This is a genomic window from Sulfitobacter indolifex (genome assembly GCF_022788655.1).
GTDB lineage: Bacteria > Pseudomonadota > Alphaproteobacteria > Rhodobacterales > Rhodobacteraceae > Sulfitobacter > Sulfitobacter indolifex.
On record NZ_CP084951.1, the window covers coordinates 783,882 to 807,366 of the forward strand.

Below are 23,485 nucleotides of genomic sequence, written 5' to 3' on the forward strand. Positions count from 1 at the left end.
CTTTTGCAATCGGATTGCCAGCTTGCGAGGCTCGACATGGGGTGCTGCCATAAATTGCCCAACTGTGAAGTCGTGAGCGCCAGCCCCCGGTCTGGCACTGCCCGGCTCTGCGCCTTTTCTCTCGCCAAGCGCAGAACCTCGGCGTATTGGATTTCCCATGACCCGTTTCATCACCCTCGAAGAGGCCAAGCGCCTACCGTTCTGGCGCCGTCCTGTGGCCCTGTTGTTCCTCATGGCGCTGGCAATGCCCATCGCTTTCAACACATGGTCGGCGCTGCTGAACAACTTCGTCATCGAGGTGGCCGACTTCGACGGGTCCGACATTGGACTGCTGCACACAGTGCGCGAGATCCCCGGATTTTTCGCCATTGGCGTCATCGCCATCATCATCTTCGTCCGCGAACAGGTGCTGGGGCTGGTCTCGCTCATTCTGCTGGGCGCGGCCACGGCGATCACGGCCTATTTCCCCTCCATGGGCGGGATTCTCACAATCACCATGCTCAGTTCCATCGGCTTTCACTACTACGAGACGGTGAACCAGTCGCTGCAACTACAATGGCTCAAAATCGAAGACGCGCCGCGCATGATCGGCTGGCTAATGGCCGCCGGGTCGCTCGCAACACTGGTGGCCTATCTCGCTATCATGGCGCTGTGGGAGACGCTGAACCTCAGCTACAACATCGTCTATATGATCGGCGGCGGTGTCACCGTGGTGATCGCCATCATCGCGATGGTTGCCTATCCGCAGTTTGAATCCCCCACAGTGCAGAACAAAAAGATGATCCTGCGCAAACGCTACTGGCTCTATTACGCGTTGCAATTCATGTCTGGCGCTCGGCGGCAGATTTTCGTGGTCTTCGCGGGTTTCATGATGGTCGAACGCTTCGGCTTTGAAGTGCATGAGATCACCATGCTTTACCTCATCAATCTCGTTGCCAATATGATTTTTGCCCCATTGATGGGCCGAGCGGTTGGCCATTTCGGGGAACGCAGGACGCTGACCGTTGAATATGTCGGGCTGATCCTCGTCTTCCTTGCTTACGGCGGGGTTTACTACCTTGGCTGGGGCGTGGTCATCGCGGCGACGCTTTATGTGCTGGACCATATGTTCTTTGCCTTGGCGCTGGCGCTGAAGACCTATTTCCAAAAAATCGCTGACCCCGCAGATATCGCCCCCACGGCGGCGGTCGCCTTTACCATCAACCACATCGCGGCGGTGTTCTTGCCGGTCGGGCTTGGCCTCTTGTGGCTCGTCTCGCCCGCGGCAGTGTTCTTTCTTGCGGCGGGGATGGCGGCGGTGTCGCTGATGCTGTCGCTGCTGATCCCGCGCCACCCGGCACCGGGGCATGAGACGATCTTTCAGCGCGCTGTGCCACAAGCCGCCGAGTAGCGCGCGAAAACCAGCATGGCTTGACCCGAAGCGCACACAGCCCTAGGCGAAGCGCAACCGCACCGCAGCAAAGGACCGCGCCATGCCCACTTTCACCGCTCTGACCACCCTCACGGGCCGCGACCCTGCCTACGCTTTGGGCGAGGCAATGGAACGGCTGATCCCCGAACCCACTGGCGTCGGCGTGTTTGAGGTCGAAGACGGATCGGGCCTGTGGGAAGTCGGCGGCTATTTCGAGGAAGCTCCCGACACCGCCGCCTTGGCCGTGTTGGCCGCTGCGTTGGGGGCCAAGGATTTCACGATCTCAGAGCTGCCCGAAACCGATTGGGTTGCACATGTGCGCCGCGAGTTGGCCCCGGTCGAAGCTGGGCGTTTCTTTGTCTACGGCAGCCATGACGCTGACAAGGTGCCAGACAACTGCGAACCGCTGTTAATTGAGGCCGCGATGGCCTTCGGAACCGGGCACCACGGCACGACACTGGGCTGCCTGCGGGCCTTGGACCGTCTGGCGGGCGAGGGGTTTCACGGCAAAAACGTTGTCGATATCGGCTGCGGCACTGCTGTGCTGGCCATGGCCGTCGCGCGCATCTGGCCCGAGCCTGTGCTGGCCAGCGACATCGACGAGGTCGCGGTCGAAGTGGCGCAGGCCAATGTTGATGCCAATGACCTTTCGGGCCGCGTGACCTGTGTCGAAGCCGCGGGCTTCGATCATCCGCAACTGGCGCAAGCCGCGCCGTTTGATTTGGTTTTTGCCAATATCCTGAAAGGCCCGCTGGTCGCACTGGCCCCCGACATGGCCGAAGTACTGCGGCCCGCGGGCTATGCGATTCTCTCGGGGCTGCTGAACGAGCAAGCCGACGAGGTGATCGAGGTTTATGCACGATCTGGCATCAATCTGGTACATCGCGAAAGCATTGGCGACTGGACGACACTAACGTTGCAAACTAACGCATAATTCACGCCTCATTTTCGTTGCATTTGGCCCTTTTGCCCCTTTGCTGCCACAATTTGTCTTTATTCAAATTGGCAGCAAACGGTGGGGGCCGAATTGCTACGGAGGCTGTGATGGCTGAAGGACACGCTCAATTCGCGAAACGTATTGAACTTCTGGGGCGCAAGCATCGGAAGATGCAGCATGGCTATGTCACCCGTGTCGGTCGCGACGGGTTGATCAGCGTCTTACCAAAGCGCGGCAAACGGAGCTTCCCGATGGCAGGGCTCTACCTGATCGCCCTGGTCTTCTTTGGATTTAAGGTCTTCACCCTCGCCGCGATCGGTCCGGTGACGTATAATGAGCGGCTGTCGAGATTGAACAACGGATCAAGTGTCGAACAGATTGGTGCCAAGTTGATGGCTATTGATCCGGTGACAGGGGCTTTGGCGGGGTTGACTGGCCCGATCATGCGTTAATCTTAAGCGCCTTAACTCTGAAACAGAAAAAGCCGTAGCGGGGCATCCGGCTACGGCTTTTGCGTTCGGGCAGGGCGCTGCGCCGCAAAAGGCGCACAGCAGTCAGCGCACGAAGTGGTTTTGCGCCACGAGGTCGATATCGCCGCGGATCAGGCCAATGTCCTGCAACTCAAGATCGGTCAGGTCGGACAGCGCTTTGCGGGTCGCGCGGGAGTCCTGCCATGCTTCGACCGCAGCAAAGAACGCGCCTAAAAAGTTGAAAATACGAGAGACGGCCGATGTTGAGCCGTAAGCGGTGCGGGTGGTGTCGAAAGCTGCCATGGTGCCGTCCTTTGTTTAATCGTCGGTTGCGTCCTGCACGGCGCATAAAAGTGCGCCATGTTCAAAACGGGATTTTTGGCAATTATGCCCGAATATCGCGTCGCGCAATCCCTTAAAAACGACAGTGAGCTCTGCGTTTTTTGCATAGGTCTAAAGTGGCGTTAACCTACTACTACAGATGGATAAATCTCGCTTTGGCGGTGTCGGTTTTGCGTCACGGAAAGACGCAATTCGACAGCGCGGCTTAAAAGCGACAAGGCGCGTGTCGCAAAGCGCCTGTGGTGCATCAGGGCTTTGCGATGTTCGCGTTTCGTGCTAGTGCACCAAAAAAGCAACAATTTTATCGAGGGCAGAGATGATACGGGTGATCGGCATAGATCCGGGGCTGCGCAATTTGGGCTGGGGGGTCATCGACGTCTCTGGCAGCCGAATCGCGCATGTCGCCAACGGCATCTGTCATTCCGAGGGCGAAGACCTTGCGGCGCGGCTCCTCTCCCTGCACGGGCAGCTAACGCGGGTGCTGGCCACCTACCGCCCCGGTGCCGCGGCGGTTGAGCAGACATTCGTTAACAAAGACGGGGCGGGCACGCTTAAACTCGGTCAGGCGCGGGGCATTGCGATGCTTGTGCCTGCGCAGTTTGGCCTGACGGTGGGCGAATATGCGCCCAACAAGGTCAAGAAAACCGTGGTCGGTGTGGGCCATGCGGACAAGGGACAGGTGGCGCATATGGTGCGGATGCAGATGCCGGGGATCGAGATTGCGGGGCCGGATGCCGCCGATGCGCTCGCGATTGCCATCTGCCACGCCCATCACGGCGGAGCCAGCACCTTGGCGCAGGCCGTGGCGAGGGCGCAGGCATGATTGGCAAGCTTTCTGGCCGGATCGATTACCGCGCCGCTGACCATGTCCTGATCGATGTGCGCGGTGTTGGATACCTCGTCTATGTCTCTGACCGCACCATGGCGGCGCTGCCGAGCGTGGGCGAGGTTGTTGCGCTCTATACCGATCTGGTGGTGCGCGAAGACTTGATGCAACTGTTTGGCTTTCAGACCTTGGTGGAAAAGGAATGGCACCGCTTGCTCACCTCTGTTCAGGGGGTCGGGGCCAAGGCGTCACTGGCGATCCTCGGCACTTTGGGGCCGGATGGTGTAAGCCGCGCGATTGCGCTTGGGGACTGGAACGCGGTGAAGGCGGCCAAGGGCATCGGCCCAAAGATCGCGCAGCGCGTGGTGCTTGACCTCAAGGACAAAGCCCCCGGTGTCATGGCGATGACCGGCACGGTGGCCGACGCCATGGGCGAGGCCGAAGCCGCTGCAGATGAGAGCGTCATCGAAGCCGCCACCCCGCGTCGCGCCCCGAAACCCGCCGCGCCCAATGCCTCGGCCCAATCCGAAGCGCTTTCGGCGCTTGGCAACCTCGGCTACGGCCCCGGCGATGCAGCAGGCGCCGTGGCGCAGGCCGCGGGTGAGATGCCAGATGCGGACACGCCGACGCTGATCCGCGCCGCGCTGAAACTGCTGGCGCCGAAGGGGTGATGCTTCCTCTGGCAGAACCCTCCGCCCTGCGGCATAACGAGGCTCTATGACCGACATTGACCCCACCGTCCGGCCTGCGCCGATGCCTGAAGATTTCGACCGCGCGCTGCGGCCGCAGATGCTGGCGGAATTTGTCGGGCAAGCCGAGGCGCGGGCGAACCTTGCCGTCTTTATCCAGTCCGCCCGTCAGCGCGGCGAGGCGATGGACCACACGCTATTCCATGGGCCTCCGGGCCTTGGCAAAACCACACTGGCGCAGATCATGGCGCGGGAGTTGGGCGTGGGCTTTCGCATGACCTCTGGTCCGGTGCTGGCCAAGGCGGGCGATTTGGCGGCGATCCTGACCAACCTCGAAGCCCGCGATGTACTGTTTATTGACGAGATCCACCGTCTGAACCCGGCGGTGGAAGAGGTGCTCTATCCCGCGCTTGAAGACTTTGAGCTTGATCTGGTGATCGGCGAAGGCCCGGCCGCGCGGACTGTGCGGATCGAGTTGCAGCCATTCACGCTGGTAGGGGCCACAACCCGTATGGGCCTGCTGACCACGCCGCTGCGCGACCGTTTCGGCATCCCGACGCGGCTGCAATTCTATACCGAAGACGAGCTTTTCATCATCGTTGATCGCAACGCCCGCAAACTAGGTGCCCCCGCAGACGAAGGCGGCGCGCGCGAGATCGCGAAACGCGCGCGGGGCACGCCGCGTATTGCGGGTCGGCTCTTGCGCCGGGTGGTGGATTTCGCCGTGGTCGAAGGCGATGGCCGGGTGACGCAGGAACTGGCCGACATGGCGCTGACCCGGCTTGGGGTCGATCACCTCGGCCTCGATGGCGCTGACCGGCGCTACCTCAAACTGATCGCCGAAAATTACCAAGGCGGCCCGGTGGGGATCGAAACCCTTTCCGCCGCGCTGTCGGAAAGCCGTGATGCGCTGGAGGAGGTGATCGAGCCGTTCCTGTTGCAGCAAGGGCTGATCCAGCGTACCCCGCGCGGCAGAATGTTGGCGGCCAAGGCGTGGACCCATCTCGGCATGGCTGCGCCCAAGGGGCAGAACGACCTTTTCGGCTGACGCCCCAGATCGAAGGTAAGACAGATGACGATGACAGCTGAGCAGATCGAGACCCTTTTCACCCGCCGCGACGGACAGTTCGCCTTTGCCCGCTGGGGCCGCCCCATCGCGCCGGTGGCCTTTGGGATAGAGGAAGACGCGCTGCCGGTGGTGAAGGGCGCGCTTGAAGCAGTGGTGAAACTTGCAGGCCATGACATGGCCGAGACGGACACCGAGCTTGGCAGCAACCTGATGATGTTCTTCTTTGCCGATTGGGCAGAGCTGCTGGACGTGCCGGGGATGGATGGTTTGGTGCCGGACCTTGCGGGGCAAGTCGAGCGCTTGCAGGCGGCAGGGGCCAACCAATACCGCTTCTTCCGCTTTGAAGAGAATGGCGCGATCAAAGCGGCTTTTGTCTTTCTGCGCATGGACGAGAGCCTGCAAGAGATGTCCGCGCAGGTGCTGGCGCTGAGCCAAGCGGTGCAGGTCATCCTGCTGTGGTCCGAGGATGCCTTTCAAGAGCAATCCCCGCTGGCCTTGGCCGACGAAGCTTTGGTGCTGCGCCCCGAAGTGGCCGATGTGATCCGGGCCGCCTATGACCCGGTGATGCCGCCCGCCGCTAATGATCCCACCCATGCGCTGCGCCTTGCCGCGCGGGTGCAGGTCGCGTCATGAGCCATACCTTCCCGGTTCGCATCTTTTACGAAGACACCGATATGGCGGGCGTCGTCTATTACGCCAACTACCTGCGCTATATCGAACGGGCGCGGTCGGACATTGTTGAACAGATCGGCCTCGACCAACGCGCCATGCACGACGAGGGGCTGGTCTTTGTCGTGACGCGGGTAGAGGCGGATTATCTGGGCGCTGCGCGGTTCGGGGATCGGCTGGAAGTGCATACCACCCACCAAGCCGAAGGGCCGGTGCGGTGGGTGTTCGATCAAGACGTGCTGCGCGACGGAAAGGTGATCTTTCGCGCTAAAGTCACGGCCGTTTGCATGACAACAGCCGGTAAACCCACCCGTTTGCCAGCGAAACTCCGCCTGTCAGACGGCGATCCTGCGGCGTGATACCATAATTCTGGCAATCCCGGTTGCAGTCCGTTAGCTTTGCTCCAAATAGAGGCCGGAAAATAGGGCCCATGAGGCAGATTGCCCCAAAGGGGCGGCAGTAAAAGAGCATAGTTAAATGGAAGCAGAGACGCTGGCATTGGCACAGGGGATTGATTTCTCCCTGTGGGGGCTGTTCGCGAAGGCGACAGTCACGGTCAAACTTGTAATGATCATGCTGATCGGGGCCTCTTTCTGGTCTTGGTCAATCATCGTTCAAAAGACCATCCAGTACCGCAAAGCCCGCGCCGAAGCGGCGCAGTTTGATCAGGCGTTCTGGTCGGGCGAGCCGCTGGATGGGTTGTTTGATAATATCGGCGCTGACCCGGATGGATCTTCAGAAAAAATCTTTGCTGCTGGCATGTCGGAATGGCGCCGCTCGCACCGCGAAGACGGCGCGCTGATCCCCGGTGCCACCGCGCGGATCGACCGCTCGATGGATGTGGCGATTTCCAAAGAGGCGGAACGTCTGCAAAAGGGGCTGCCGGTGCTGGCGACCGTGGGGTCCACCGCGCCCTTCGTCGGTCTGTTCGGCACGGTTTTCGGCATTATGAACTCGTTCATTGAGATCGCCGCGCAGCAAAACACCAATCTCGCGGTCGTCGCCCCCGGTATTGCCGAGGCGCTTTTGGCGACCGGTATCGGCCTTTTGGCTGCGATCCCGGCGGTTGTGTTCTACAACAAGCTCAGCGCCGACAGTGACCGCATCCTTGGCAACTACGAAGCCTTTTCGGATGAGTTCGCCACCATCCTCAGCCGCCAGTTGGACAGCTAAGCCATGGGCGCAGGTGTCATGAAAAAACAAGGCGGCAGGGGGCGGCGTCGCGGCCGCGCGCAGCCGATGGCCGAGATCAACGTCACGCCCTTTGTTGACGTTATGCTGGTGCTGTTGATCATCTTCATGGTCGCGGCCCCGCTGCTGACCGTGGGCGTGCCTGTTGAATTGCCCAAAACCGCCGCCAGCGCCCTGCCGTCCGAACAGGAAGAACCGCTGACCGTGACCATCACCGCCGAAGGCGCGGTGCAGATCCAGACTACCGACACGGCGCGTGACCAATTGGTGACCAAGTTGCGGGCGATCGCCTCGGAGCGCGCAAGCGATCGGGTGTTCCTGCGCGCGGACGGCAAAGTGTCTTATGCGCAGGTCATGGAAGTCATGGGCGCGCTCAACGCAGGCGGTTTTTCCAATATCGGTCTGGTGACCGACAGCGGTGGCCCGGCGTTGGACGGCAGCGACACGTCGGGTGGCTGAGCGGTGCATACCGGGCATTACATATCAGGTGCCGGGCATCTGGGCCTTATCGCCTGGCTGTTGTTTGGAAGCATCTTCACCTCCGAGCCTGAGCCCGTTGAAATGACCGAGGTTTCGGTGATTTCGGCCGCCGAATATGACGCGCTGGTGGCCGCGCAACAGCCGCCATCCTCGTCCACTGAAGTGGCGCAACCCGCCCCGCCAGAGGTGAGTGAGGAGACCCCCGAGGTCACGGCAGAGCCTGACACGCAGATCGAACAGCCCGAGCCGGTGCAGACCGAAACCCCGCCGGAGGATCTCCCTCCTGAGGTGACGGAATTGGAACTGCCGCCGCAGACCCAAGTGGATGATACCCCGCCCGAGATGAACGAGCCGGTGGGTGATACCGCCGTGTTGGTGCCTGAGATCGCGCCCGAATCCCGCCCGCGCGAAGCGCCGCGCGTGGCCCCTGAACCGGTAGAGCAACCCGACCCCGAAGTGCGCCCCGATCTGGACGAGCAGCCCGCCGTTGAGCCGGATGCCGAAGCCGAGGCCGAAGCCGTCGTGGAAGAGCCGCAAGAGGCCCGCACGCCCGAGGACAGCACGACCGAGATCGTCACCGAAGCCGACAAAGCGCCGGCGGCCTCTGCACGTCCGCCCGGCCGCCGTCCGACACCGCCGCCCCCGGCCCCCGTCGAGGTGGCTGAAAAACCGGTTGAGACGCCAAAGCCCGAGCCGAAGCCCGAGGCGAAGCCTGAACCAAAACCCGAGCCGAAGCCAGAACCCACACCCGTAGAGGAACCGGCGACGTCCAGCTCAACCGAGGACGCCATCGCCGATGCGCTGAGCGAAGTCTTGGGCCAGCCAGAAGCCACCGCGCCCACACCAAGCGGCCCGCCGCTGTCGTCGGGTGAGCGCGAATCTCTGCGCGTGGCGGTATCTGCCTGCTGGAACATCGGCGCGCTCTCGACAGAGGCGGCCCGCACCACGGTCGTGGTCGGCATGCAGATGAACACCGACGGCACGCCAGTTGCCAGTTCAATCCGCCTGCTGAGCTCCAGCGGTGGCAGCGACACCGCCGCGCGGCAAGCCTATGAGGCCGCAAAGCGCGCGGTCATTCGTTGCGGCAGCAGCGGCTACAAACTGCCGCAGGAAAAATACAGCCAATGGCAAGACATCGAGATGACATTCGACCCAATGAGGAGCCGATAACATGCTGACTAGACTTCTGGGACTACTGGCGCTCTGCGCCACGGCGGCCACGCTCACACTGGCCCCCAACCAGTCGCACGCGCAACCGCTGCGCATCGTGATCGACGACCCAACGATTGAGCCTTTGCCCTTCGCCGTGCCCAGCTTTCAGCCTGAAAGCGGCGAGGCCGGGCAGATGGCCGTCGATCTGGCGCGGGTTGTGTCCGAAGACCTGACCGGCACCGGGCTTTTCCGTGAGATCCCGGCCAGCGCCTATATTTCCACCGTCAGCGATTTTAACGCGCCCGTGGAATACGCGGACTGGAAAGCGATTAACGCGCAGGCGCTGATCACCGGGGCGGTGAACGTTAGCGGTAATTCTGTAAACGTGAAGTTCCGCGTCTATGATGTTTTCTCGGGCGAAGAGCTTCTGGATGGCCGCGGGCAGGGCGGTTTGCAATTTACCGGCACCGTCGATGGCTGGCGCCGGATGGCGCATAAGGTGGCCGATGCGGTCTATAGCCGGATCACCGGCGAGGGCGGCTATTTCGACAGCCGTGTTGTCTATGTCTCGGAAACCGGCCCGAAGGACGCCCGCCAGAAACGTCTGGCAGTGATGGATTACGACGGGGCCAACCTGAAGTATCTGACCGAATCTGGCTCTATCGTGCTTGCGCCGCGGTTCTCGCCCACCGGTGATCGGGTTCTTTACACCAGCTACGAGAGCGGTTTCCCGCGCATCTATGTGCTGGATATCGGCACTGTCCAACGCCGCGCGCTGCAAAGCGCCGAAGGCTCCATGGCCTTCGCGCCGCGCTTCTCACCCAGCGGTCAGACCGTGGTCTATTCGCTGAGCCAAGGTGGCAATACCGACATTTTCTCGATGGACATCAACAGCGGCCAATCGGTGCGCCTGACCAATACCCCCGCGATCGAGACGGCGCCCAGCTTCTCTCCCGATGGCAGCAGAATCGTCTTTGAGAGTGACCGTTCCGGCAGCCCGCAGCTTTATGTCATGCCCGCCACAGGCGGAGAGGCGACGCGGATTTCCTTTGGCGAAGGGCGTTATGGCACGCCCGTCTGGTCGCCGCGTGGGGATTTGGTGGCATTCACCAAACAAAACAAAGGCCGCTTCCACATTGGCGTGATGCGCCTTGATGGCTCAGAAGAGCGGCTGTTGACCGCGTCCTTCCTTGATGAAGGTCCGACTTGGGCGCCCAACGGTCGGGTGATCATGTTCGCCCGTGAAACCCAAGGGGCAGGCGGGTCGTCCTCGCTTTATTCCGTCGATATTTCGGGGCGCAACCTCAAGCCGGTGCGCACGCCCGAAGGCGGCTCTGACCCCTCTTGGTCACCGCTACAGCAGTAACGTATTCCACACCTTTCAAACGGGCGCGGGCAATTCCAATGGTTCCGCGCCTGTGTTAACACCAGCAACAACAACGCCACCACAGAGAAGGCAGATCCCTCATGAAACGTATTTTGACCAGCACGCTTTTGATTTCCGCATTGGCCGTGTCGGCCTGTACCAACCCTGACCGCTTTGGTGCCGATGGCATGGGCGGTGCCGGGGTCGGGGCCAATGGTGGCGCAGGGGTCAACGCCGGCGTGGTGCCGGGCAGTGCGAACGATCCCACCTCCACAGCCTATTTCCAACAGGCTGTCGGCGACCGGGTGCTGTTCCTTGTGGACCAATCCACACTGACCGATGTAGGCCGCGCCACGCTCGATGGGCAGGTCGCTTGGTTGCAGACAAACTCGGACTATCAAGCCGTGATCGAAGGTCACGCGGATGAGCAGGGCACACGCGAATACAACATCGCGCTTGGCGGTCGCCGCGCCAATGCGGTGCGTGAATACATGATTTCGCGCGGTATCGCTGCATCGCGGCTCAAGACCATCAGCTACGGCAAAGAACGCCCGATCGAGATTTGCTCAGATGAGGCTTGCTATGCCAAGAACCGCCGCGCCGTGACCGTGCTGGCCGGTGGCGCGCTGACCAGCTAATCGCGGCAACTGCCGACGTTATAAAAATCCAAGGAGGCCGATGTGCTGAAGCGATATATCTTCGTGGCGGTGATGGGGCTGATGACCGCCCCCGCCGCGCTTATGGCGCAGGACAACGATCAGACGCTGGCGGACATCCGCCAGCAACTGACTGTGCTGAGCGTCGAGGTGCAAAAGCTGCGCCGCGAGTTGTCCACCACGGGCGCTGGCTCGGTCGAAACGGGTGGCAACTCGGTTTTGGAACGTGTCGGCACCATGGAAAGTGAACTACAGCGTCTCACTTCGAAAACCGAAGAGATGGAGAACCGGATCAACCGGGTCGTTTCCGATGGGACCAATCGCATCGGCGATCTGGAATACCGTCTGGTTGAGCTTGAGGGCGGCGATCTGGGCGCGATTGGCGAAACCTCGACGCTGGGCGGCGGTGAAAAACCCGCTGTTGTGGCACCTGCCCCCGACGCAGGCCGGGCGGTGACAGAAGTCACCCCGGGCGACGGTGCAAGCACGTCGGGTAGCATCATCACCCCCATCAATGAGGCAGAGCTGGCGGTCAGCGAAAAGACCGATTTCGAGCGGGCGCAGGGGGCGCTCGCATCCGGTGACTTTCGCAGCGCCGCCGATCTCTTTGCGACCTTCAGTCAGACCTATCCCGGTGGTCCGCTAGCCGCCGAAGCCGAATTGCGCCGGGGCGAAGCCCTGACTGGGTTGGGCGACAACCGCGAAGCAGCCCGCGCGTTTCTCGCGGCCTTTAGCGCTGATCCAGAAGGGCCCGTCGCACCGCAGTCTTTGTTTGAGCTGGGCCGTTCGCTTGGCACCTTGGAGCAGACACAGGAGGCTTGCGTAACCCTGTCTGAGGTGGCCGTGCGTTTCCCCGGCGCGCCGCAGGTGAGCCAAGCCGAAGCGCAGCGCCAGACGCTGGGTTGCTCCTAAACGCTGATGGCTGCCCCCGCCGCTTTGGCTGACACCGCGCTGGCCGACAGGCTGGTGGCGGGGCTTGGCGGCACGTTACCGCCCCGCCTTGGTGTTGCGGTCTCGGGCGGGGGCGATTCCATGGCGTTGTTGTCCCTGCTGCACGGGCTTTGCGCGGCGGCGGGTACGCAACTTGAAGCCGTTACCGTGGATCACGGTCTGCGACCCGAAGCCGCGACAGAAGCGGCGTTCGTGGCACACCATGCGGGTGCTTTGGGCCTGCCCCATGAAACGCTGCAATGGCGCGGCTGGGATGGGCAGGGCAACCTCCAAAACGCTGCGCGTGAGGCGCGGTATCGGCTGATGGCGGATTGGGCGGCGCGACGCGATTTGCCCTGCATCGCCCTTGGCCATACGGCAGATGATCAGGCCGAGACGGTTTTGATGCGACTGGCCCGCCGCTCTGGGGTTGATGGCTTGTCGGCCATGGCCCCGCAGAGCAGGCGGCACGGGGTCACATGGCTGCGTCCCTTACTCTTCGCCCGCCGAGAAAGCTTGCGCGACTATCTGCGCCGCGCGGGTCTTGAGTGGGTCGACGATCCCAGCAACGATGATCCTCGTTACGCGCGCATTCAAACCCGCCAAAGCCTTGCGGCACTTGATCCGCTTGGCATTGATGTCGAGACGCTGGCCGAGGTGGCAAGCAATATGGCAACCGCCCGCGACGCGCTGGAACGCCAGACTGAGCGTGCCGCAGGCGATATTCTGCGCATGGAGGGTGGGGCACTGGTGATGCGGTCTGAGGCTTTCTTTGCCGAACCCGAAGAGATCCGCCGCCGCCTGATGATCCGCGCGCTAGGGAAGATTAGCGGCAGCGCCTATTCCCCTCGACGCGGACCCGTAGCAGCCCTGATTGCCGGGCTGGCGGAAGGACAGGCCGCAACGCTGGATGGTTGTCAGGCGCTGGTACGGCGCGGTGAAATCTGGCTCTTTCGCGAATATAATGCGGTGCGGGATCTTCGGGTGCCTGTGAATCACCTCTGGGATAAGCGCTGGCGTGCGGTGCCGTCGGGCGGGGCCCCAGAGGGGGCTGAGTTGCGCGCCTTGGGGCCCGAAGGTCTGGCCCAATGTCCCAATTGGCGCAGCCTTGGGCGGCCCCGGGCCATGCTGTTGTCCACCCCGGCGATCTGGCAAGGCGCGCAGCTGCTTGCAGCGCCCCTTGCCGGGCTGGACGAGAAATGGCATGTCCTGCTCGAAAGCGGCGCGGAATGGATCAACACCGCGCCATTATCGCATTGAACATGAGCGTATCATGTCTATCTTAGTATGGTGGTTGCCCGAACGGGCGCCCCTTGGGTCGCAGGACTTGCCTGCGGCCATGTGAATTTAGGAGAATTCCCTTGGGAAATGTTCGTAACCTCGCCTTCTGGGTTGTCCTGATGCTGCTGGTACTGGCGCTGTTCAACCTGTTCAGCGGGTCCAGCGGTTCGCTGCAAAACAACGAGGTCAGCTATTCCGAGTTTGTTACCTCCGTACAGGATGGTGATGTCCGTAATGTGACATTGGACGGCGAGCAGGTGCGTTTTCGGTCGGCAGACGGGGCGGACTATCTCACGATCAAGCCCGAAGACGCAGAACTGACGCAGCTGTTGATCAGCAATGAGATCCCTGTAAAAGCGCGCCCGCAGCAGCAGTCTGGTTTCCAAACCTTCCTGATGTCGCTGCTGCCGATCGCGTTGCTGATTGGTGTCTGGATTTACTTCATGAACCGCATGCAGGGCGGCGGCAAAGGCGGCGCAATGGGCTTTGGCAAATCCAAAGCCAAGATGCTGACCGAAAAGCAGGGCCGCGTGACCTTTGACGACGTGGCGGGCATCGACGAGGCCAAGGAAGAGCTTGAAGAGATCGTCGAATTCCTCCGCAACCCGCAGAAATTCTCGCGCCTTGGCGGCAAAATCCCTAAAGGCGCGCTGCTCGTGGGCCCTCCCGGTACGGGTAAGACATTGCTGGCGCGCGCGATTGCAGGCGAGGCGGGTGTGCCTTTCTTCACCATCTCCGGCTCTGATTTTGTTGAGATGTTTGTCGGTGTCGGTGCGAGCCGTGTCCGCGATATGTTCGAACAGGCCAAGAAAAACGCGCCCTGTATCGTCTTTATCGACGAAATCGATGCCGTGGGTCGTCACCGGGGTGCCGGTTATGGCGGCGGCAATGACGAGCGTGAGCAGACATTGAACCAGTTGCTGGTCGAGATGGACGGTTTTGAGAGCAACGAAGGTGTCATCATCCTCGCCGCGACCAACCGCCGCGACGTGCTCGACCCCGCGCTGCTGCGGCCGGGTCGCTTTGACCGTCAGGTCACAGTGCCAAACCCCGACATCAAAGGCCGCGAGAAGATCCTCTCCGTTCACGCCCGCAAGACCCCGCTTGGGCCGGATGTTGACCTGCGCATCATCGCGCGCGGCACGCCGGGCTTCTCGGGTGCTGATCTGGCGAACCTTGTGAACGAGGCAGCACTCATGGCCGCCCGTGTGGGCCGCCGTTTCGTCACAATGATCGATTTTGAGCAGGCCAAAGACAAAGTCATGATGGGGCCAGAGCGCCGCTCGATGGTGATGACCGCCGAGCAGAAAGAAATGACCGCCTATCATGAAGCTGGTCATGCGCTGGTGGGCATGACCCTGCCGAAATGTGATCCGGTCTATAAGGCCACGATCATTCCGCGTGGTGGTGCGCTTGGTATGGTGATGAGCCTGCCTGAGATTGACCGTCTGAACATGTTCAAGGACGAATGCCACCAGCGTTTGGCCATGGCCATGGCGGGCAAGGCGGCCGAGATTCACAAGTACGGCCCCGATTCTGTCTCCAACGGGCCAGCGGGCGACATCCAGCAGGCATCTGCCTTGGCACGTGCAATGGTGCTGCAATGGGGCATGTCGGATAAAGTCGGCAACATCGACTATTCCGAAGCAGCGCAGGGCTATCAGGGCAACACTGGCGGGTTCTCGGTGTCAGCTAATACCAAGGAACTGGTTGAGAAAGAGGTCCAGAAGTTCATTCAGGACGGCTATGACCACGCGCTGAAGATCATCACCGAGAAAGAGGTGGAGTTCGAGCGTCTGGCGCAAGGTTTGCTGGAATACGAAACCCTGACGGGCGATGAGATCAAACGCGTCATGGAGGGGCTGCCGCCTGCGGAAGATTCCGACGACGACAACTCTGACGCGGGCAGTGCGCCGAGCGTCACCGCGATCCCCAAAGCGAAAGGCAAGAAGACCCCGCCAAAGGATGGCGGGATGGAGCCTGAGCCTTCGGTTTAACCTGACCTTAAGGCTACCTTTAAAGACCCCGCTTCGGTGGGGTCTTTTTTGTTACGGCTGGCTGAATGGGCCCTAGTAGAGATTCAGGTGTCGCCTCATCGGCGCTGACGCGCTAGATGTGGGTAAATGGCTTTATATTAAGGGTTTTATGCGACGCATTCTTCTGGCTCTGGCTGCGCTCTCTGCATTTATGACCGGTCCGGCTTGGGCTGAGGCACAAAACTACATGGTGGCCTTGGGCGGGCGTCCCTTGGGCACATTGCAGTTTAATGGGCAAAGCCGGAACGCGGCATTCTTGCTGTCGCTCAACAATGCGCCCTTTGGTATCAAGAACGGCACCTTTAACGCGGTGACGCAATCTGCCGGAGGCGACGTCAGCTATCTTGGCTCCAACCGGGGAAGCGAAACGCGCGATATCGCGATTGCCCGAACCGCAGATCGGGTCACTTCGGTGACGATCACGCCCTCTTCGGAAATGACTGCGATGTCGAATGCCAAAGCGGTGCCTGCCGGCGTCCTGTTCCCGCCCGAGGTTTTTGCAGCATTGGCGAAATCCGGTGGCTGTCCGTCCCCGCTTGCCCTCTACGATGGCCGCCGCGTGGTTCAGATTGCGACCCAAGCAACGAGCCAAGAGGGGGCCTCTGTGCTTTGCGAAATGTCTTATCGCGTTGTGATGGGGCCGGGGTATGTCTCGCCTTTCTACCTCAAGTCGTTTGGGATGGAGCTTGTCTATACGGCAGGTGAACTTGCCAAAGCTTCGTTAAGCGGTGGCGGATTCAAGGTGCATCTGACCCGCCAATAGGCGGGGGTTTCACCATTCGATCAAACCGCCTCAAAGGACGCAAAGATGCCTGAGCTACGCACGACCGATCACAGCGCCCGGATCACCTGGCTGGGCATGGTCCCCCAAGACCGCAAGAACATTCGCTCCGTTTCTATGGAGGCGGCATTTGCGACCTACGCTGGGTTCGAGGGCGACTTCCACGCCGGGCTCACCCGTCCTGCCTGCGTGCGCGTCCGTAATCTGTACCCCAAGGGCCGGGAAATTCGCAACACGCGCCAGCTTTCTATTCTCTCAGCCGAAGAGATGGCCCAGATCGCCACGGCCATCGATCTGCCTGAGCTTGATCCCACACTACTCGGCGTGTCGATCATCCTTGAAGGCATTCCGGATTTTACCCTCGTGCCACCGGGGTCACGCCTGCAAAACGCCCAAGGTACGACGCTTGTGGTCGACATCGAAAACGGCCCCTGCAATTTGCCCGCGCGAGAGATCGAAAGCGCGGCCCCCGGTCACGGCAAGGGCTTCAAGGCCGCGGCACGGGGCAAGCGCGGTGTGACCGCTTGGGTCGAACGGGAAGGGCCGCTGTCCTTGGGTGACGAACTGCGACTTTTTGTACCCAACCAACCCAGTTGGCCCCACCTCGGCTAACCGCGCGCCGTTTCGCGAACTTTGAGTGTCGGAAACACGGCTCCCCGCCGGGGTGTAGTCGCGCTATGGATTAAGGATCAAGATCGCCAACAATGGCAACAGGGGAATCTCATGGCTTTTAAAACCGACATTCAAATCGCCCGCGAAGCGGCGAAACGCCCTATTCAGGAAATCGGCGAAAAGCTGGGCATTTCCAGCGATGATCTGCTGCCCTATGGCCATGACAAAGCGAAGGTAAGCCAAAGTTTTATCGATTCTGTTCAGGACCGCCCTGACGGGAAGCTGATCCTCGTCACCGCGATCAACCCCACGCCCGCGGGGGAGGGGAAGACGACCACCACGGTCGGCCTCGGAGACGGGCTGAACCGTATTGGTAAGAAGGCAGCGGTTTGCATCCGCGAAGCTTCGCTCGGGCCAAATTTTGGTATGAAGGGCGGTGCCGCGGGCGGTGGCTATGCGCAGATCGTGCCGATGGAAGAGATGAACTTGCATTTCACCGGCGACTTTCACGCCATTACCTCGGCGCATAATCTGCTCGCCGCAATGATCGACAACCACATCTACTGGGGCAATGAGCTAGAGATCGACACACGCCGCGTTGTCTGGCGTCGGGTGGTCGACATGAACGACCGCGCGCTGCGCCAGATCACGGCCAGTTTGGGCGGCGTGCCGAACGGTTTCCCGCGCGAAAGCGGGTTCGACATCACTGTGGCGTCCGAAGTCATGGCGATCCTGTGCCTCGCGCGCAATTTGACCGACCTGCAAGAGCGCTTGGGTGCGATGATCGTCGCCTACCGCCGCGACCGCACCCCGGTCTATGCCCGCGACATCAAAGCCGATGGTGCCATGACCGTGCTACTGAAAGACGCGATGCAGCCGAACCTCGTGCAGACGCTGGAGAACAACCCCGCTTTCGTGCACGGCGGTCCCTTCGCCAATATCGCCCACGGCTGTAACTCGGTCATCGCGACGACAATGGCCCTGAAACTGGCCGATTACGTGGTGACCGAAGCAGGCTTTGGTGCCGATCTGGGTGCTGAGAAGTTCATGAACATCAAGTGTCGCAAGGCTGGGCTCGCGCCGTCGGTCGTTGTCGTCGTGGCCACGGTGCGCGCGATGAAGATGAACGGCGGTGTGGCTAAGGCCGACCTTGGGGCCGAAAATGTCGATGCCGTTCAGAAGGGCTGCGCCAATCTCGGACGCCATATCGAGAACGTCAAATCCTTTGGCGTTCCGGTTGTTGTGGCGATCAACCACTTTGTCACCGACACCGACGCTGAGGTCCAGACGGTAAAGGACTACGTTGCCGCGCAGGGCTCAGAAGCGATCCTGTCGCGCCACTGGGAATTGGGCTCCGAAGGCTCCGCCGATCTGGCCACCCGCGTGGCAGAAATTGCCGATGGCGACAGCGCCAATTTCGCACCGCTCTATGCCGACGCCATGCCACTGTTCCAAAAAATCGAGACCATCGCCAAACGCATCTACCGCGCGGACGAGGTATTGGCCGACCAAAAGGTGCGCAACCAGCTGAAAGACTGGGAGGCACAGGGTTACGGCGACCTGCCGGTCTGCATGGCAAAGACGCAATACAGCTTTTCAACTGACCCTGACCTGCGCGGCGCGCCCACAGGCTTTAGCGTACCAATCCGCGAGGTACGGCTCTCGGCTGGGGCGGGATTTGTCGTGGTGATCTGCGGTGAGATCATGACCATGCCGGGCCTGCCAAGGGTGCCTTCTGCGGAGGCAATCAAGCTTAACGCCGACGGCGATGTGGAGGGATTGTTCTAAGGCGGGTTGCATTGCCCAGCCGTCGCGGTGATGTAGGGCGTGTTCAACCTGAAGCGAGCGAAAGTGAGACGGATATGGCAGCGACGATCATCGACGGCAAAGCCTTTGCGGCAACAGTGCGTGAAAAGGTGGCGGGCCATGTTGCACGGCTTGAGGCCGATCATGGGATAACGCCGGGCCTCGCCGTGGTGCTGGTGGGCGAAGACCCCGCGAGCCAAGTTTACGTGCGCTCCAAGGGCAAAATGACCCGCGAAGTTGGCATGAAGTCGGTTGAACACAAGCTGCCCGCCACTGTGGAACAACAGGCGTTGCTTGAGCTGATTGACAGGTTGAACAACGATCCAGAGATCCATGGCATCCTTGTCCAACTGCCGCTGCCGGACCACCTTGATGAACAGCGCGTGGTAAACTCCGTGTCCCCGGCCAAGGATGTGGACGGCTTTCACATCTCCAACGTCGGTCTGCTGGGTACGGGGCAGAAAAGCATGGTGCCCTGTACACCCTTGGGCTGTCTGATGATGCTGCGCGAACAGCATGGTGATCTGTCTGGAATGAACGCCGTGGTAATCGGGCGCTCAAACATCGTTGGCAAACCTATGGCGCAGCTGCTCCTAGGCGATAGCTGCACAGTCACCATTGCCCATAGCCGCACCCGCGATTTGCCAGATGTGGTGCGCCGCGCCGATATCGTCGTCGCCGCTGTGGGCCGCCCTGAGATGGTACCGGGGGATTGGATCAAAGAAGGCGCCACGGTGATCGACGTAGGCATCAACCGGATCGAGGTGGGTGAGAAAACTAAATTGGTCGGCGATGTCGATTTCGAAAGCGCCAGTCAGCGCGCCGGGGCCATCACCCCCGTTCCGGGCGGTGTAGGGCCAATGACCATCGCCTGCCTTTTGGCCAATACCGTCACTGCCTGCTGCCGCGCCAACGGCCTTGATGAACCCGAGGGGCTAACGGCTTAAGAAGCGCTCACCGGTACAATGGTGCCCTGTAGGATGGCGATCAGCTTTGTCTCGCCATCGTTTTCAGCATGAACCTCAGCCGTAACCACGCATAGCCGCCGCCCCGGTTTCACCACCCGGCCTGTGGCAACAAGCCGGTCCCCACGCGCCGGGGCCAATAGATTGATCTTTATCTCAGAGGTCACAACATCGACATCGGGTGGAAGCATGCTTAAGGCCGCATACCCCGCGGCCGAATCGCCGATGGAAAAGGTTAACCCCGCATGGCCGAACCCTTGCTGCTGCATTGCACTCGGCAAGATCGGCGCAGAAACCCGCACCAAACCAGGCTGAACCTCAATAATTCTCGCCCCGAGCGTCTGCATCATCGTCTGCGATGCAAAGCTCTCCCGCACGCGGCGTTCAATCGTGTCGTTCATTATCGCCCCTTTCCGGGCATGGGTATGGCCACAGGTTGCGGCCCGGTCAGCACCGCGCGGGCATCCGCGTCCATCAGGTCACAGAGCACCCGCGATTGACTGCGAAGTCCGCCAGTATACGTGCCGTAAGCAGGCATAATCAGCCGCGAAGTGTCAAACAAAAAGGCTGGCCGCGATATGCTACGCCCCCGTGTCCGGACTGTCGCCTTAGGGTGATAATGACCCGATACTTCTCCACGGCTCCCCGGCACGGCGATATGACGAAAAGTTAGCGGCCCCAATGAAAGCTCGCTCAAATGCGTACCGCCTAGCCCGACCGGACCAGGATCGTGGTTGCCCTCAATCCAATCCCACCGGCGACCGGCTTGCAGGCCCAGTATCCACAAACGCTCGTCTTCCGGCAACGCTTGCGCCGCGCCAAGGTCATCAAAACTATCGCCAAGACAGACCACATGCCGCGCTTGCGTAAAGGATAAATCCGCGGCCAGACGGTTCAATGTGTCCCGGGTTTCATAAGGCGGCAATGCCGATCCGCCACGTCGCGCCATCCGCTCTGACTTACCCAAGTGCAGATCACTCACACACAGCAAGTCCCGTTCACGCCACCAAAGCGCGCCTGAGCCAAGGGCAGTCAGCAGGGCGCCTACGAAAGAAAAATCCAGTCCGTTCATCCTTTGTTCATCTGAGATCGGCGCTGATTTGGCAAGGGGCAAACGCAGATGTAGGATGATCGGAAAAGGTCTCGCAGCGGTATTTTCGAAAGGATGAAATGCAGAAAACGCGCCCCGCAACCAAGCGGTAACTCGACCGGAGGCGCGCCTTCATCCTTTGCGGTCATCGGCTCCGCAGCCTGTACCGCAGAGGAAACATGCACCTCGTTGATTAAAGAATGCTTAATCCTCTTCATCCTTTTTCAAATACCGTGCACGACATCTCAACCCGCGGGGAGTCTGCGTTTAGCCTCCCGTTCGCCAGCGGGGTTGATCGGATGGCGGTGGGGTGAGCTGAGCAAGTCCGGACGCTTCCATCAGTCTTTCGGCCTCTTGCGCCAGCATGCGTTCCTGTCCGGCTCCTTCGACGGGCACACGACCCATTTCCAGAAAGAGCGGCGCGGCAAGTGGGCTCACCCGGGCCAGTTTGCGATGGGTTATGCGCCCGGCGATGCGGGCAAGCATCTCTTCGATTCGGCCAAAATCCACCAGCCCGCTCAATGCCTCCTCGCGGGTGATGTCGAGCATCAGATGGTCCGGTTCATAGCGCTGTAGCGTGTCATAAAGAATGTCGCTGGAAAACGTCGCTTGCCGGCCGGATTTACGGGCCTGGGGGGTGTTGCGCTCGATCAGCCCTGCGACGGTTGCCGCTGCGCGAAAAGTGCGTTTCATCACGGCGTTGCCTGCAAGCCAACTGTCGAGACCTTCGTGTAGCAAGGTGGGATCAAGCAGCAGCGCCGGGTCCTCGACAGGGGACAGTCCCCAGATCAGAGTGGCATAGTCAGTGGCAACAAACCCCAAGGGCCGTAGGCCCAGGTCTTCCATGCGCTTGGTTAGCAGAAGGCCCAATGTCTGCTGACCGTTGCGTCCGGCAAAGCCGTAAAAGACTGTTTGCTCGGCCATGTCATGCGGGAAACTTTCGACCAGCAGGGTTCCGGGTTGCGGTAGTTGGCTCACTTCGCGTTGCAAGCCCAGCCATTCCGCGGTGTGGCGCGGCAATTCAGGCCAGCTGTCTTGGGTGAACATCCGTTGTACGCGGGCCGACAGCTGCGTGGAAGTGGCGAATTTGGTGCCGCCGAAAGTAGCAACTTTGGGTTTCTTCGCAGCGTTCCGGCTGACCTCAACCACTGTTTCGCGCAAGCCTTCGTAGCGCACGATCTGGCCGCCGATGAGGAACGTGTCGCCTTTGGTGAGGGTCGCGGCGAAGCCTTCTTCGATCTCGCCCAGCGGTTTGCCACCGCGGTTGCGTTTCATGCGAACCTTCAGCTTATCGGTATCCTGAATGGTGCCAATGTTCATGCGGATGCGTTGTGTGCTGCGCGGGTCGCGGAGCTGCCATTGACCGTCCGCGCGTTGCAGCAAACGTTGCCAACGGTCATAGGCGCGCAGGGCGTAGCCGCCCGTGGCGCAGAAATCGAGGCATGCGTCGAACTCGGCGCGGGGCAGGGCGGCATAGGCTCCGGCAGAGCGGACTTGGGTAAAGAGGTCATCTGCGTCAAAAGGGCCAGCGCAAGCGGTGATGAGTATGTGTTGGCAAAGCACGTCGCGCGGGCCGGGGCCCCGGGGATCACCATCAAGTGCGCCCTCGAGCACGGCTTCTAGGGCGGCCACGCATTCGACCACTTCAAAGCGGTTCGCGGGCACCAGCAGCGCCTTGGACGGCGCATTATAGCGGTGGTTGGCACGGCCGATGCGTTGGACGAGGCGTTTGACGTTCTTTGGCGCGCCAATCTGAATGATCAGGTCCACATCGCCCCAGTCGATGCCCAGATCCAGCGTGCCGGTGCAGACGATGGCACGCAGATCGCCGCGGACCATGGCCGCTTCGACCTTTTCGCGTTGGGCGCGGTCGAGGCTGCCGTGGTGGATCGCGATGGGCAACGCGTCTTCATTGGCGAGCCATAGATTGTGAAAGAAGATTTCTGCCTGCGCGCGGGTATTGTGAAAGATCAGCGTGGTTTTGTGTTGGCGAACCTGCTCCAGCACTGCCGGGATTGAATAGGCTGCGCCACCGCCGGCCCACGGCGGGGCTTCTTCGGTATGTAGCATCTGGATGTCGGGGGCGGGGCCGGGGTCGGCCAGCAGCACTTCGCAGGGATCAGGGTGGCGGGCCATGAGGTGGGCGATCGCGGCGGGGTCTTCGACCGTGGCCGAGAGGCCAACCCGTTTAAGGCCGGGGCAGAGCGCTTGAAGACGGGTTAGCGCGAGCATCAGTTGATCGCCGCGTTTGCTTTCGGCGAGGGCGTGGATTTCGTCGATCACCACCCGTTTGAGGCCGCGAAATGTGCGGGCCGCGTCCTCGTAAGAGGTCAGCAGGGCGAGGCTTTCCGGTGTGGTCAGCAGGATATGCGGCGGATCGGCGCGTTGGCGTTGGCGGCGCGATTGCGAGGTGTCGCCGGTGCGGTCTTCGATGCGGATCGGTAGGCCCATCTCCTCAACCGGGCGGGTCAGGTTACGCTTGATGTCGGCGGCCAGCGCTTTGAGGGGCGAGATATAGAGCGTGTGCATCCCCTCATGCGGCTCTTCGGTCAGATCGACGAGGGTGGGCAAAAAGCCCGCCAGCGTTTTGCCGCCGCCTGTGGGGGCGATGAGCAGCAGGGCGGGGGCATCGGCGAGGTCCAGCATCTCTTGCTGGTGCGGGTGCAGGGACCAGCCGTTTTGGGCAAACCAATCGGCGAATTTAATGGGTAGGGCGCGCATGACAC

Annotated in this window: 24 protein-coding genes; 20 read left to right on the forward strand and 4 right to left on the reverse strand. The window is 61.2% G+C overall.

Features of this window, described 5'->3' with window-relative positions; translation table 11 throughout:
* The first annotated feature begins 157 nt into the window (after positions 1 to 157).
* The 3 genes from DSM14862_RS03850 to DSM14862_RS03860 all read left to right on the forward strand — a co-directional run bounded on the left by DSM14862_RS03850 (position 158) and on the right by DSM14862_RS03860 (position 2,800).
* Positions 158 to 1,390, forward strand: coding sequence for an MFS transporter (locus DSM14862_RS03850; protein WP_007119106.1), 1,233 nt, complete (start codon positions 158 to 160; stop codon positions 1,388 to 1,390).
* A gap of 82 nt (positions 1,391 to 1,472) precedes the next feature.
* Entirely contained in the window at positions 1,473 to 2,345 is an 873-nt protein-coding gene (locus DSM14862_RS03855; RefSeq protein WP_007119107.1) for a 50S ribosomal protein L11 methyltransferase, read from the forward strand.
* Positions 2,346 to 2,455: 110 nt separating this feature from the next.
* Positions 2,456 to 2,800 carry a hypothetical protein gene (locus DSM14862_RS03860; RefSeq protein WP_007119108.1) on the forward strand — a complete coding sequence of 115 codons (345 nt, stop codon included), beginning with the start codon at positions 2,456 to 2,458 and terminating at the stop codon, positions 2,798 to 2,800.
* Between the two features lie 102 nt (positions 2,801 to 2,902).
* Here the strand turns inward: DSM14862_RS03860 and DSM14862_RS03865 are convergent, their stop codons facing one another.
* Complete coding sequence (locus DSM14862_RS03865) at positions 2,903 to 3,121, reverse strand: DUF1127 domain-containing protein (RefSeq protein ID WP_007119109.1); 219 nt, start codon at positions 3,119 to 3,121, stop codon at positions 2,903 to 2,905.
* Between the two features lie 355 nt (positions 3,122 to 3,476).
* Here DSM14862_RS03865 and ruvC point away from each other — a divergent pair, with 355 nt between their 5' ends.
* From ruvC to folD, 17 genes are all read left to right on the forward strand, one after another.
* Positions 3,477 to 3,983, forward strand: a complete 507-nt coding sequence (ruvC, locus tag DSM14862_RS03870; protein WP_007119110.1) for a crossover junction endodeoxyribonuclease RuvC — start codon at positions 3,477 to 3,479, stop codon at positions 3,981 to 3,983.
* Positions 3,980 to 4,657, forward strand: a complete 678-nt coding sequence (gene ruvA, locus DSM14862_RS03875; RefSeq protein ID WP_007119111.1) for a Holliday junction branch migration protein RuvA — start codon at positions 3,980 to 3,982, stop codon at positions 4,655 to 4,657. Before ruvC ends, ruvA begins: the two co-directional genes overlap by 4 nt.
* Positions 4,658 to 4,703: 46 nt before the next feature.
* Positions 4,704 to 5,723 (forward strand): Holliday junction branch migration DNA helicase RuvB, encoded by a 1,020-nt coding sequence (ruvB, locus tag DSM14862_RS03880; protein WP_007119112.1) that lies wholly within the window; start codon positions 4,704 to 4,706, stop codon positions 5,721 to 5,723.
* Positions 5,724 to 5,753: 30 nt separating this feature from the next.
* On the forward strand, positions 5,754 to 6,377 hold the full coding sequence (locus DSM14862_RS03885) for a hypothetical protein (protein WP_040701016.1): 624 nt from the start codon (positions 5,754 to 5,756) through the stop codon (positions 6,375 to 6,377).
* A complete protein-coding gene (locus tag DSM14862_RS03890; protein WP_007119114.1) occupies positions 6,374 to 6,772 on the forward strand; it encodes a YbgC/FadM family acyl-CoA thioesterase in 399 nt (132 codons plus the stop codon). The genes DSM14862_RS03885 and DSM14862_RS03890 overlap by 4 nt, the downstream gene beginning before the upstream one ends.
* A gap of 118 nt (positions 6,773 to 6,890) precedes the next feature.
* Positions 6,891 to 7,586, forward strand: coding sequence for a protein TolQ (gene tolQ, locus DSM14862_RS03895; protein WP_007119115.1), 696 nt, complete (start codon positions 6,891 to 6,893; stop codon positions 7,584 to 7,586).
* A 3-nt stretch (positions 7,587 to 7,589) separates the two neighbouring features.
* Entirely contained in the window at positions 7,590 to 8,063 is a 474-nt protein-coding gene (gene tolR, locus DSM14862_RS03900) for a protein TolR (RefSeq protein ID WP_007119116.1), read from the forward strand.
* 102 nt (positions 8,064 to 8,165) lie between these two features.
* Positions 8,166 to 9,254: a superantigen-like protein SSL4 gene (locus DSM14862_RS03905; protein WP_322790844.1), complete on the forward strand. Its 1,089-nt coding sequence runs from the start codon at positions 8,166 to 8,168 to the stop codon at positions 9,252 to 9,254.
* 1 nt (position 9,255) lies between these two features.
* Complete coding sequence (gene tolB / locus DSM14862_RS03910) at positions 9,256 to 10,602, forward strand: Tol-Pal system beta propeller repeat protein TolB (RefSeq protein WP_007119118.1); 1,347 nt, start codon at positions 9,256 to 9,258, stop codon at positions 10,600 to 10,602.
* 101 nt (positions 10,603 to 10,703) lie between these two features.
* Complete coding sequence (pal, locus tag DSM14862_RS03915; RefSeq protein WP_007119119.1) at positions 10,704 to 11,240, forward strand: peptidoglycan-associated lipoprotein Pal; 537 nt, start codon at positions 10,704 to 10,706, stop codon at positions 11,238 to 11,240.
* A 72-nt stretch (positions 11,241 to 11,312) separates the two neighbouring features.
* Positions 11,313 to 12,170, forward strand: coding sequence for a tol-pal system protein YbgF (gene ybgF, locus DSM14862_RS03920; RefSeq protein WP_040701018.1), 858 nt, complete (start codon positions 11,313 to 11,315; stop codon positions 12,168 to 12,170).
* Positions 12,171 to 12,176: 6 nt separating this feature from the next.
* Positions 12,177 to 13,448: a tRNA lysidine(34) synthetase TilS gene (gene tilS, locus DSM14862_RS03925; protein WP_007119121.1), complete on the forward strand. Its 1,272-nt coding sequence runs from the start codon at positions 12,177 to 12,179 to the stop codon at positions 13,446 to 13,448.
* A 101-nt stretch (positions 13,449 to 13,549) separates the two neighbouring features.
* Complete coding sequence (gene ftsH / locus DSM14862_RS03930; RefSeq protein ID WP_040700934.1) at positions 13,550 to 15,466, forward strand: ATP-dependent zinc metalloprotease FtsH; 1,917 nt, start codon at positions 13,550 to 13,552, stop codon at positions 15,464 to 15,466.
* A gap of 148 nt (positions 15,467 to 15,614) precedes the next feature.
* Entirely contained in the window at positions 15,615 to 16,268 is a 654-nt protein-coding gene (locus DSM14862_RS03935) for a hypothetical protein (protein ID WP_007119123.1), read from the forward strand.
* 45 nt (positions 16,269 to 16,313) lie between these two features.
* Positions 16,314 to 16,898, forward strand: a complete 585-nt coding sequence (locus DSM14862_RS03940) for an MOSC domain-containing protein (protein ID WP_007119124.1) — start codon at positions 16,314 to 16,316, stop codon at positions 16,896 to 16,898.
* 111 nt (positions 16,899 to 17,009) lie between these two features.
* A complete protein-coding gene (locus DSM14862_RS03945; RefSeq protein WP_007119125.1) occupies positions 17,010 to 18,686 on the forward strand; it encodes a formate--tetrahydrofolate ligase in 1,677 nt (558 codons plus the stop codon).
* A 74-nt stretch (positions 18,687 to 18,760) separates the two neighbouring features.
* Complete coding sequence (folD, locus tag DSM14862_RS03950) at positions 18,761 to 19,651, forward strand: bifunctional methylenetetrahydrofolate dehydrogenase/methenyltetrahydrofolate cyclohydrolase FolD (RefSeq protein ID WP_007119126.1); 891 nt, start codon at positions 18,761 to 18,763, stop codon at positions 19,649 to 19,651.
* On the opposite strand, the gene DSM14862_RS03955 is transcribed toward folD, so the two are convergent.
* From DSM14862_RS03955 to DSM14862_RS03965, 3 genes are all read right to left on the reverse strand, one after another.
* On the reverse strand, positions 19,648 to 20,070 hold the full coding sequence (locus DSM14862_RS03955) for a PaaI family thioesterase (RefSeq protein WP_007119127.1): 423 nt from the start codon (positions 20,068 to 20,070) through the stop codon (positions 19,648 to 19,650). The two genes, folD and DSM14862_RS03955, sit on opposite strands and share 4 nt — an antisense overlap.
* Complete coding sequence (gene pdeM / locus DSM14862_RS03960; protein ID WP_040701022.1) at positions 20,070 to 20,741, reverse strand: ligase-associated DNA damage response endonuclease PdeM; 672 nt, start codon at positions 20,739 to 20,741, stop codon at positions 20,070 to 20,072. The genes DSM14862_RS03955 and pdeM overlap by 1 nt, the downstream gene beginning before the upstream one ends.
* Positions 20,742 to 21,026: 285 nt before the next feature.
* Positions 21,027 to 23,480 (reverse strand): ligase-associated DNA damage response DEXH box helicase, encoded by a 2,454-nt coding sequence (locus DSM14862_RS03965; RefSeq protein WP_007119129.1) that lies wholly within the window; start codon positions 23,478 to 23,480, stop codon positions 21,027 to 21,029.
* Between the last annotated feature and the right edge of the window lie 5 nt (positions 23,481 to 23,485).

Bases quoted from the DNA above. Each gene is read 5' to 3' on its own strand.
- DSM14862_RS03850 (WP_007119106.1), top strand. From the start codon at position 158: ATGACCCGTTTCATCACCCTCGAAGAGGCCAAGCGCCTACCGTTCTGG.
- DSM14862_RS03855 (WP_007119107.1), top strand. From the start codon at position 1,473: ATGCCCACTTTCACCGCTCTGACCACCCTCACGGGCCGCGACCCTGCC.
- DSM14862_RS03860 (WP_007119108.1), top strand. From the start codon at position 2,456: ATGGCTGAAGGACACGCTCAATTCGCGAAACGTATTGAACTTCTGGGG.
- DSM14862_RS03865 (WP_007119109.1), bottom strand. From the start codon at position 3,121: ATGGCAGCTTTCGACACCACCCGCACCGCTTACGGCTCAACATCGGCC.
- ruvC (WP_007119110.1), top strand. From the start codon at position 3,477: ATGATACGGGTGATCGGCATAGATCCGGGGCTGCGCAATTTGGGCTGG.
- ruvA (WP_007119111.1), top strand. From the start codon at position 3,980: ATGATTGGCAAGCTTTCTGGCCGGATCGATTACCGCGCCGCTGACCAT.
- ruvB (WP_007119112.1), top strand. From the start codon at position 4,704: ATGACCGACATTGACCCCACCGTCCGGCCTGCGCCGATGCCTGAAGAT.
- DSM14862_RS03885 (WP_040701016.1), top strand. From the start codon at position 5,754: ATGACAGCTGAGCAGATCGAGACCCTTTTCACCCGCCGCGACGGACAG.
- DSM14862_RS03890 (WP_007119114.1), top strand. From the start codon at position 6,374: ATGAGCCATACCTTCCCGGTTCGCATCTTTTACGAAGACACCGATATG.
- tolQ (WP_007119115.1), top strand. From the start codon at position 6,891: ATGGAAGCAGAGACGCTGGCATTGGCACAGGGGATTGATTTCTCCCTG.
- tolR (WP_007119116.1), top strand. From the start codon at position 7,590: ATGGGCGCAGGTGTCATGAAAAAACAAGGCGGCAGGGGGCGGCGTCGC.
- DSM14862_RS03905 (WP_322790844.1), top strand. From the start codon at position 8,166: ATGACCGAGGTTTCGGTGATTTCGGCCGCCGAATATGACGCGCTGGTG.
- tolB (WP_007119118.1), top strand. From the start codon at position 9,256: ATGCTGACTAGACTTCTGGGACTACTGGCGCTCTGCGCCACGGCGGCC.
- pal (WP_007119119.1), top strand. From the start codon at position 10,704: ATGAAACGTATTTTGACCAGCACGCTTTTGATTTCCGCATTGGCCGTG.
- ybgF (WP_040701018.1), top strand. From the start codon at position 11,313: ATGGGGCTGATGACCGCCCCCGCCGCGCTTATGGCGCAGGACAACGAT.
- tilS (WP_007119121.1), top strand. From the start codon at position 12,177: ATGGCTGCCCCCGCCGCTTTGGCTGACACCGCGCTGGCCGACAGGCTG.
- DSM14862_RS03935 (WP_007119123.1), top strand. From the start codon at position 15,615: ATGCGACGCATTCTTCTGGCTCTGGCTGCGCTCTCTGCATTTATGACC.
- DSM14862_RS03940 (WP_007119124.1), top strand. From the start codon at position 16,314: ATGCCTGAGCTACGCACGACCGATCACAGCGCCCGGATCACCTGGCTG.
- DSM14862_RS03945 (WP_007119125.1), top strand. From the start codon at position 17,010: ATGGCTTTTAAAACCGACATTCAAATCGCCCGCGAAGCGGCGAAACGC.
- folD (WP_007119126.1), top strand. From the start codon at position 18,761: ATGGCAGCGACGATCATCGACGGCAAAGCCTTTGCGGCAACAGTGCGT.
- DSM14862_RS03955 (WP_007119127.1), bottom strand. From the start codon at position 20,070: ATGAACGACACGATTGAACGCCGCGTGCGGGAGAGCTTTGCATCGCAG.
- pdeM (WP_040701022.1), bottom strand. From the start codon at position 20,741: ATGAACGGACTGGATTTTTCTTTCGTAGGCGCCCTGCTGACTGCCCTT.
- DSM14862_RS03965 (WP_007119129.1), bottom strand. From the start codon at position 23,480: ATGCGCGCCCTACCCATTAAATTCGCCGATTGGTTTGCCCAAAACGGC.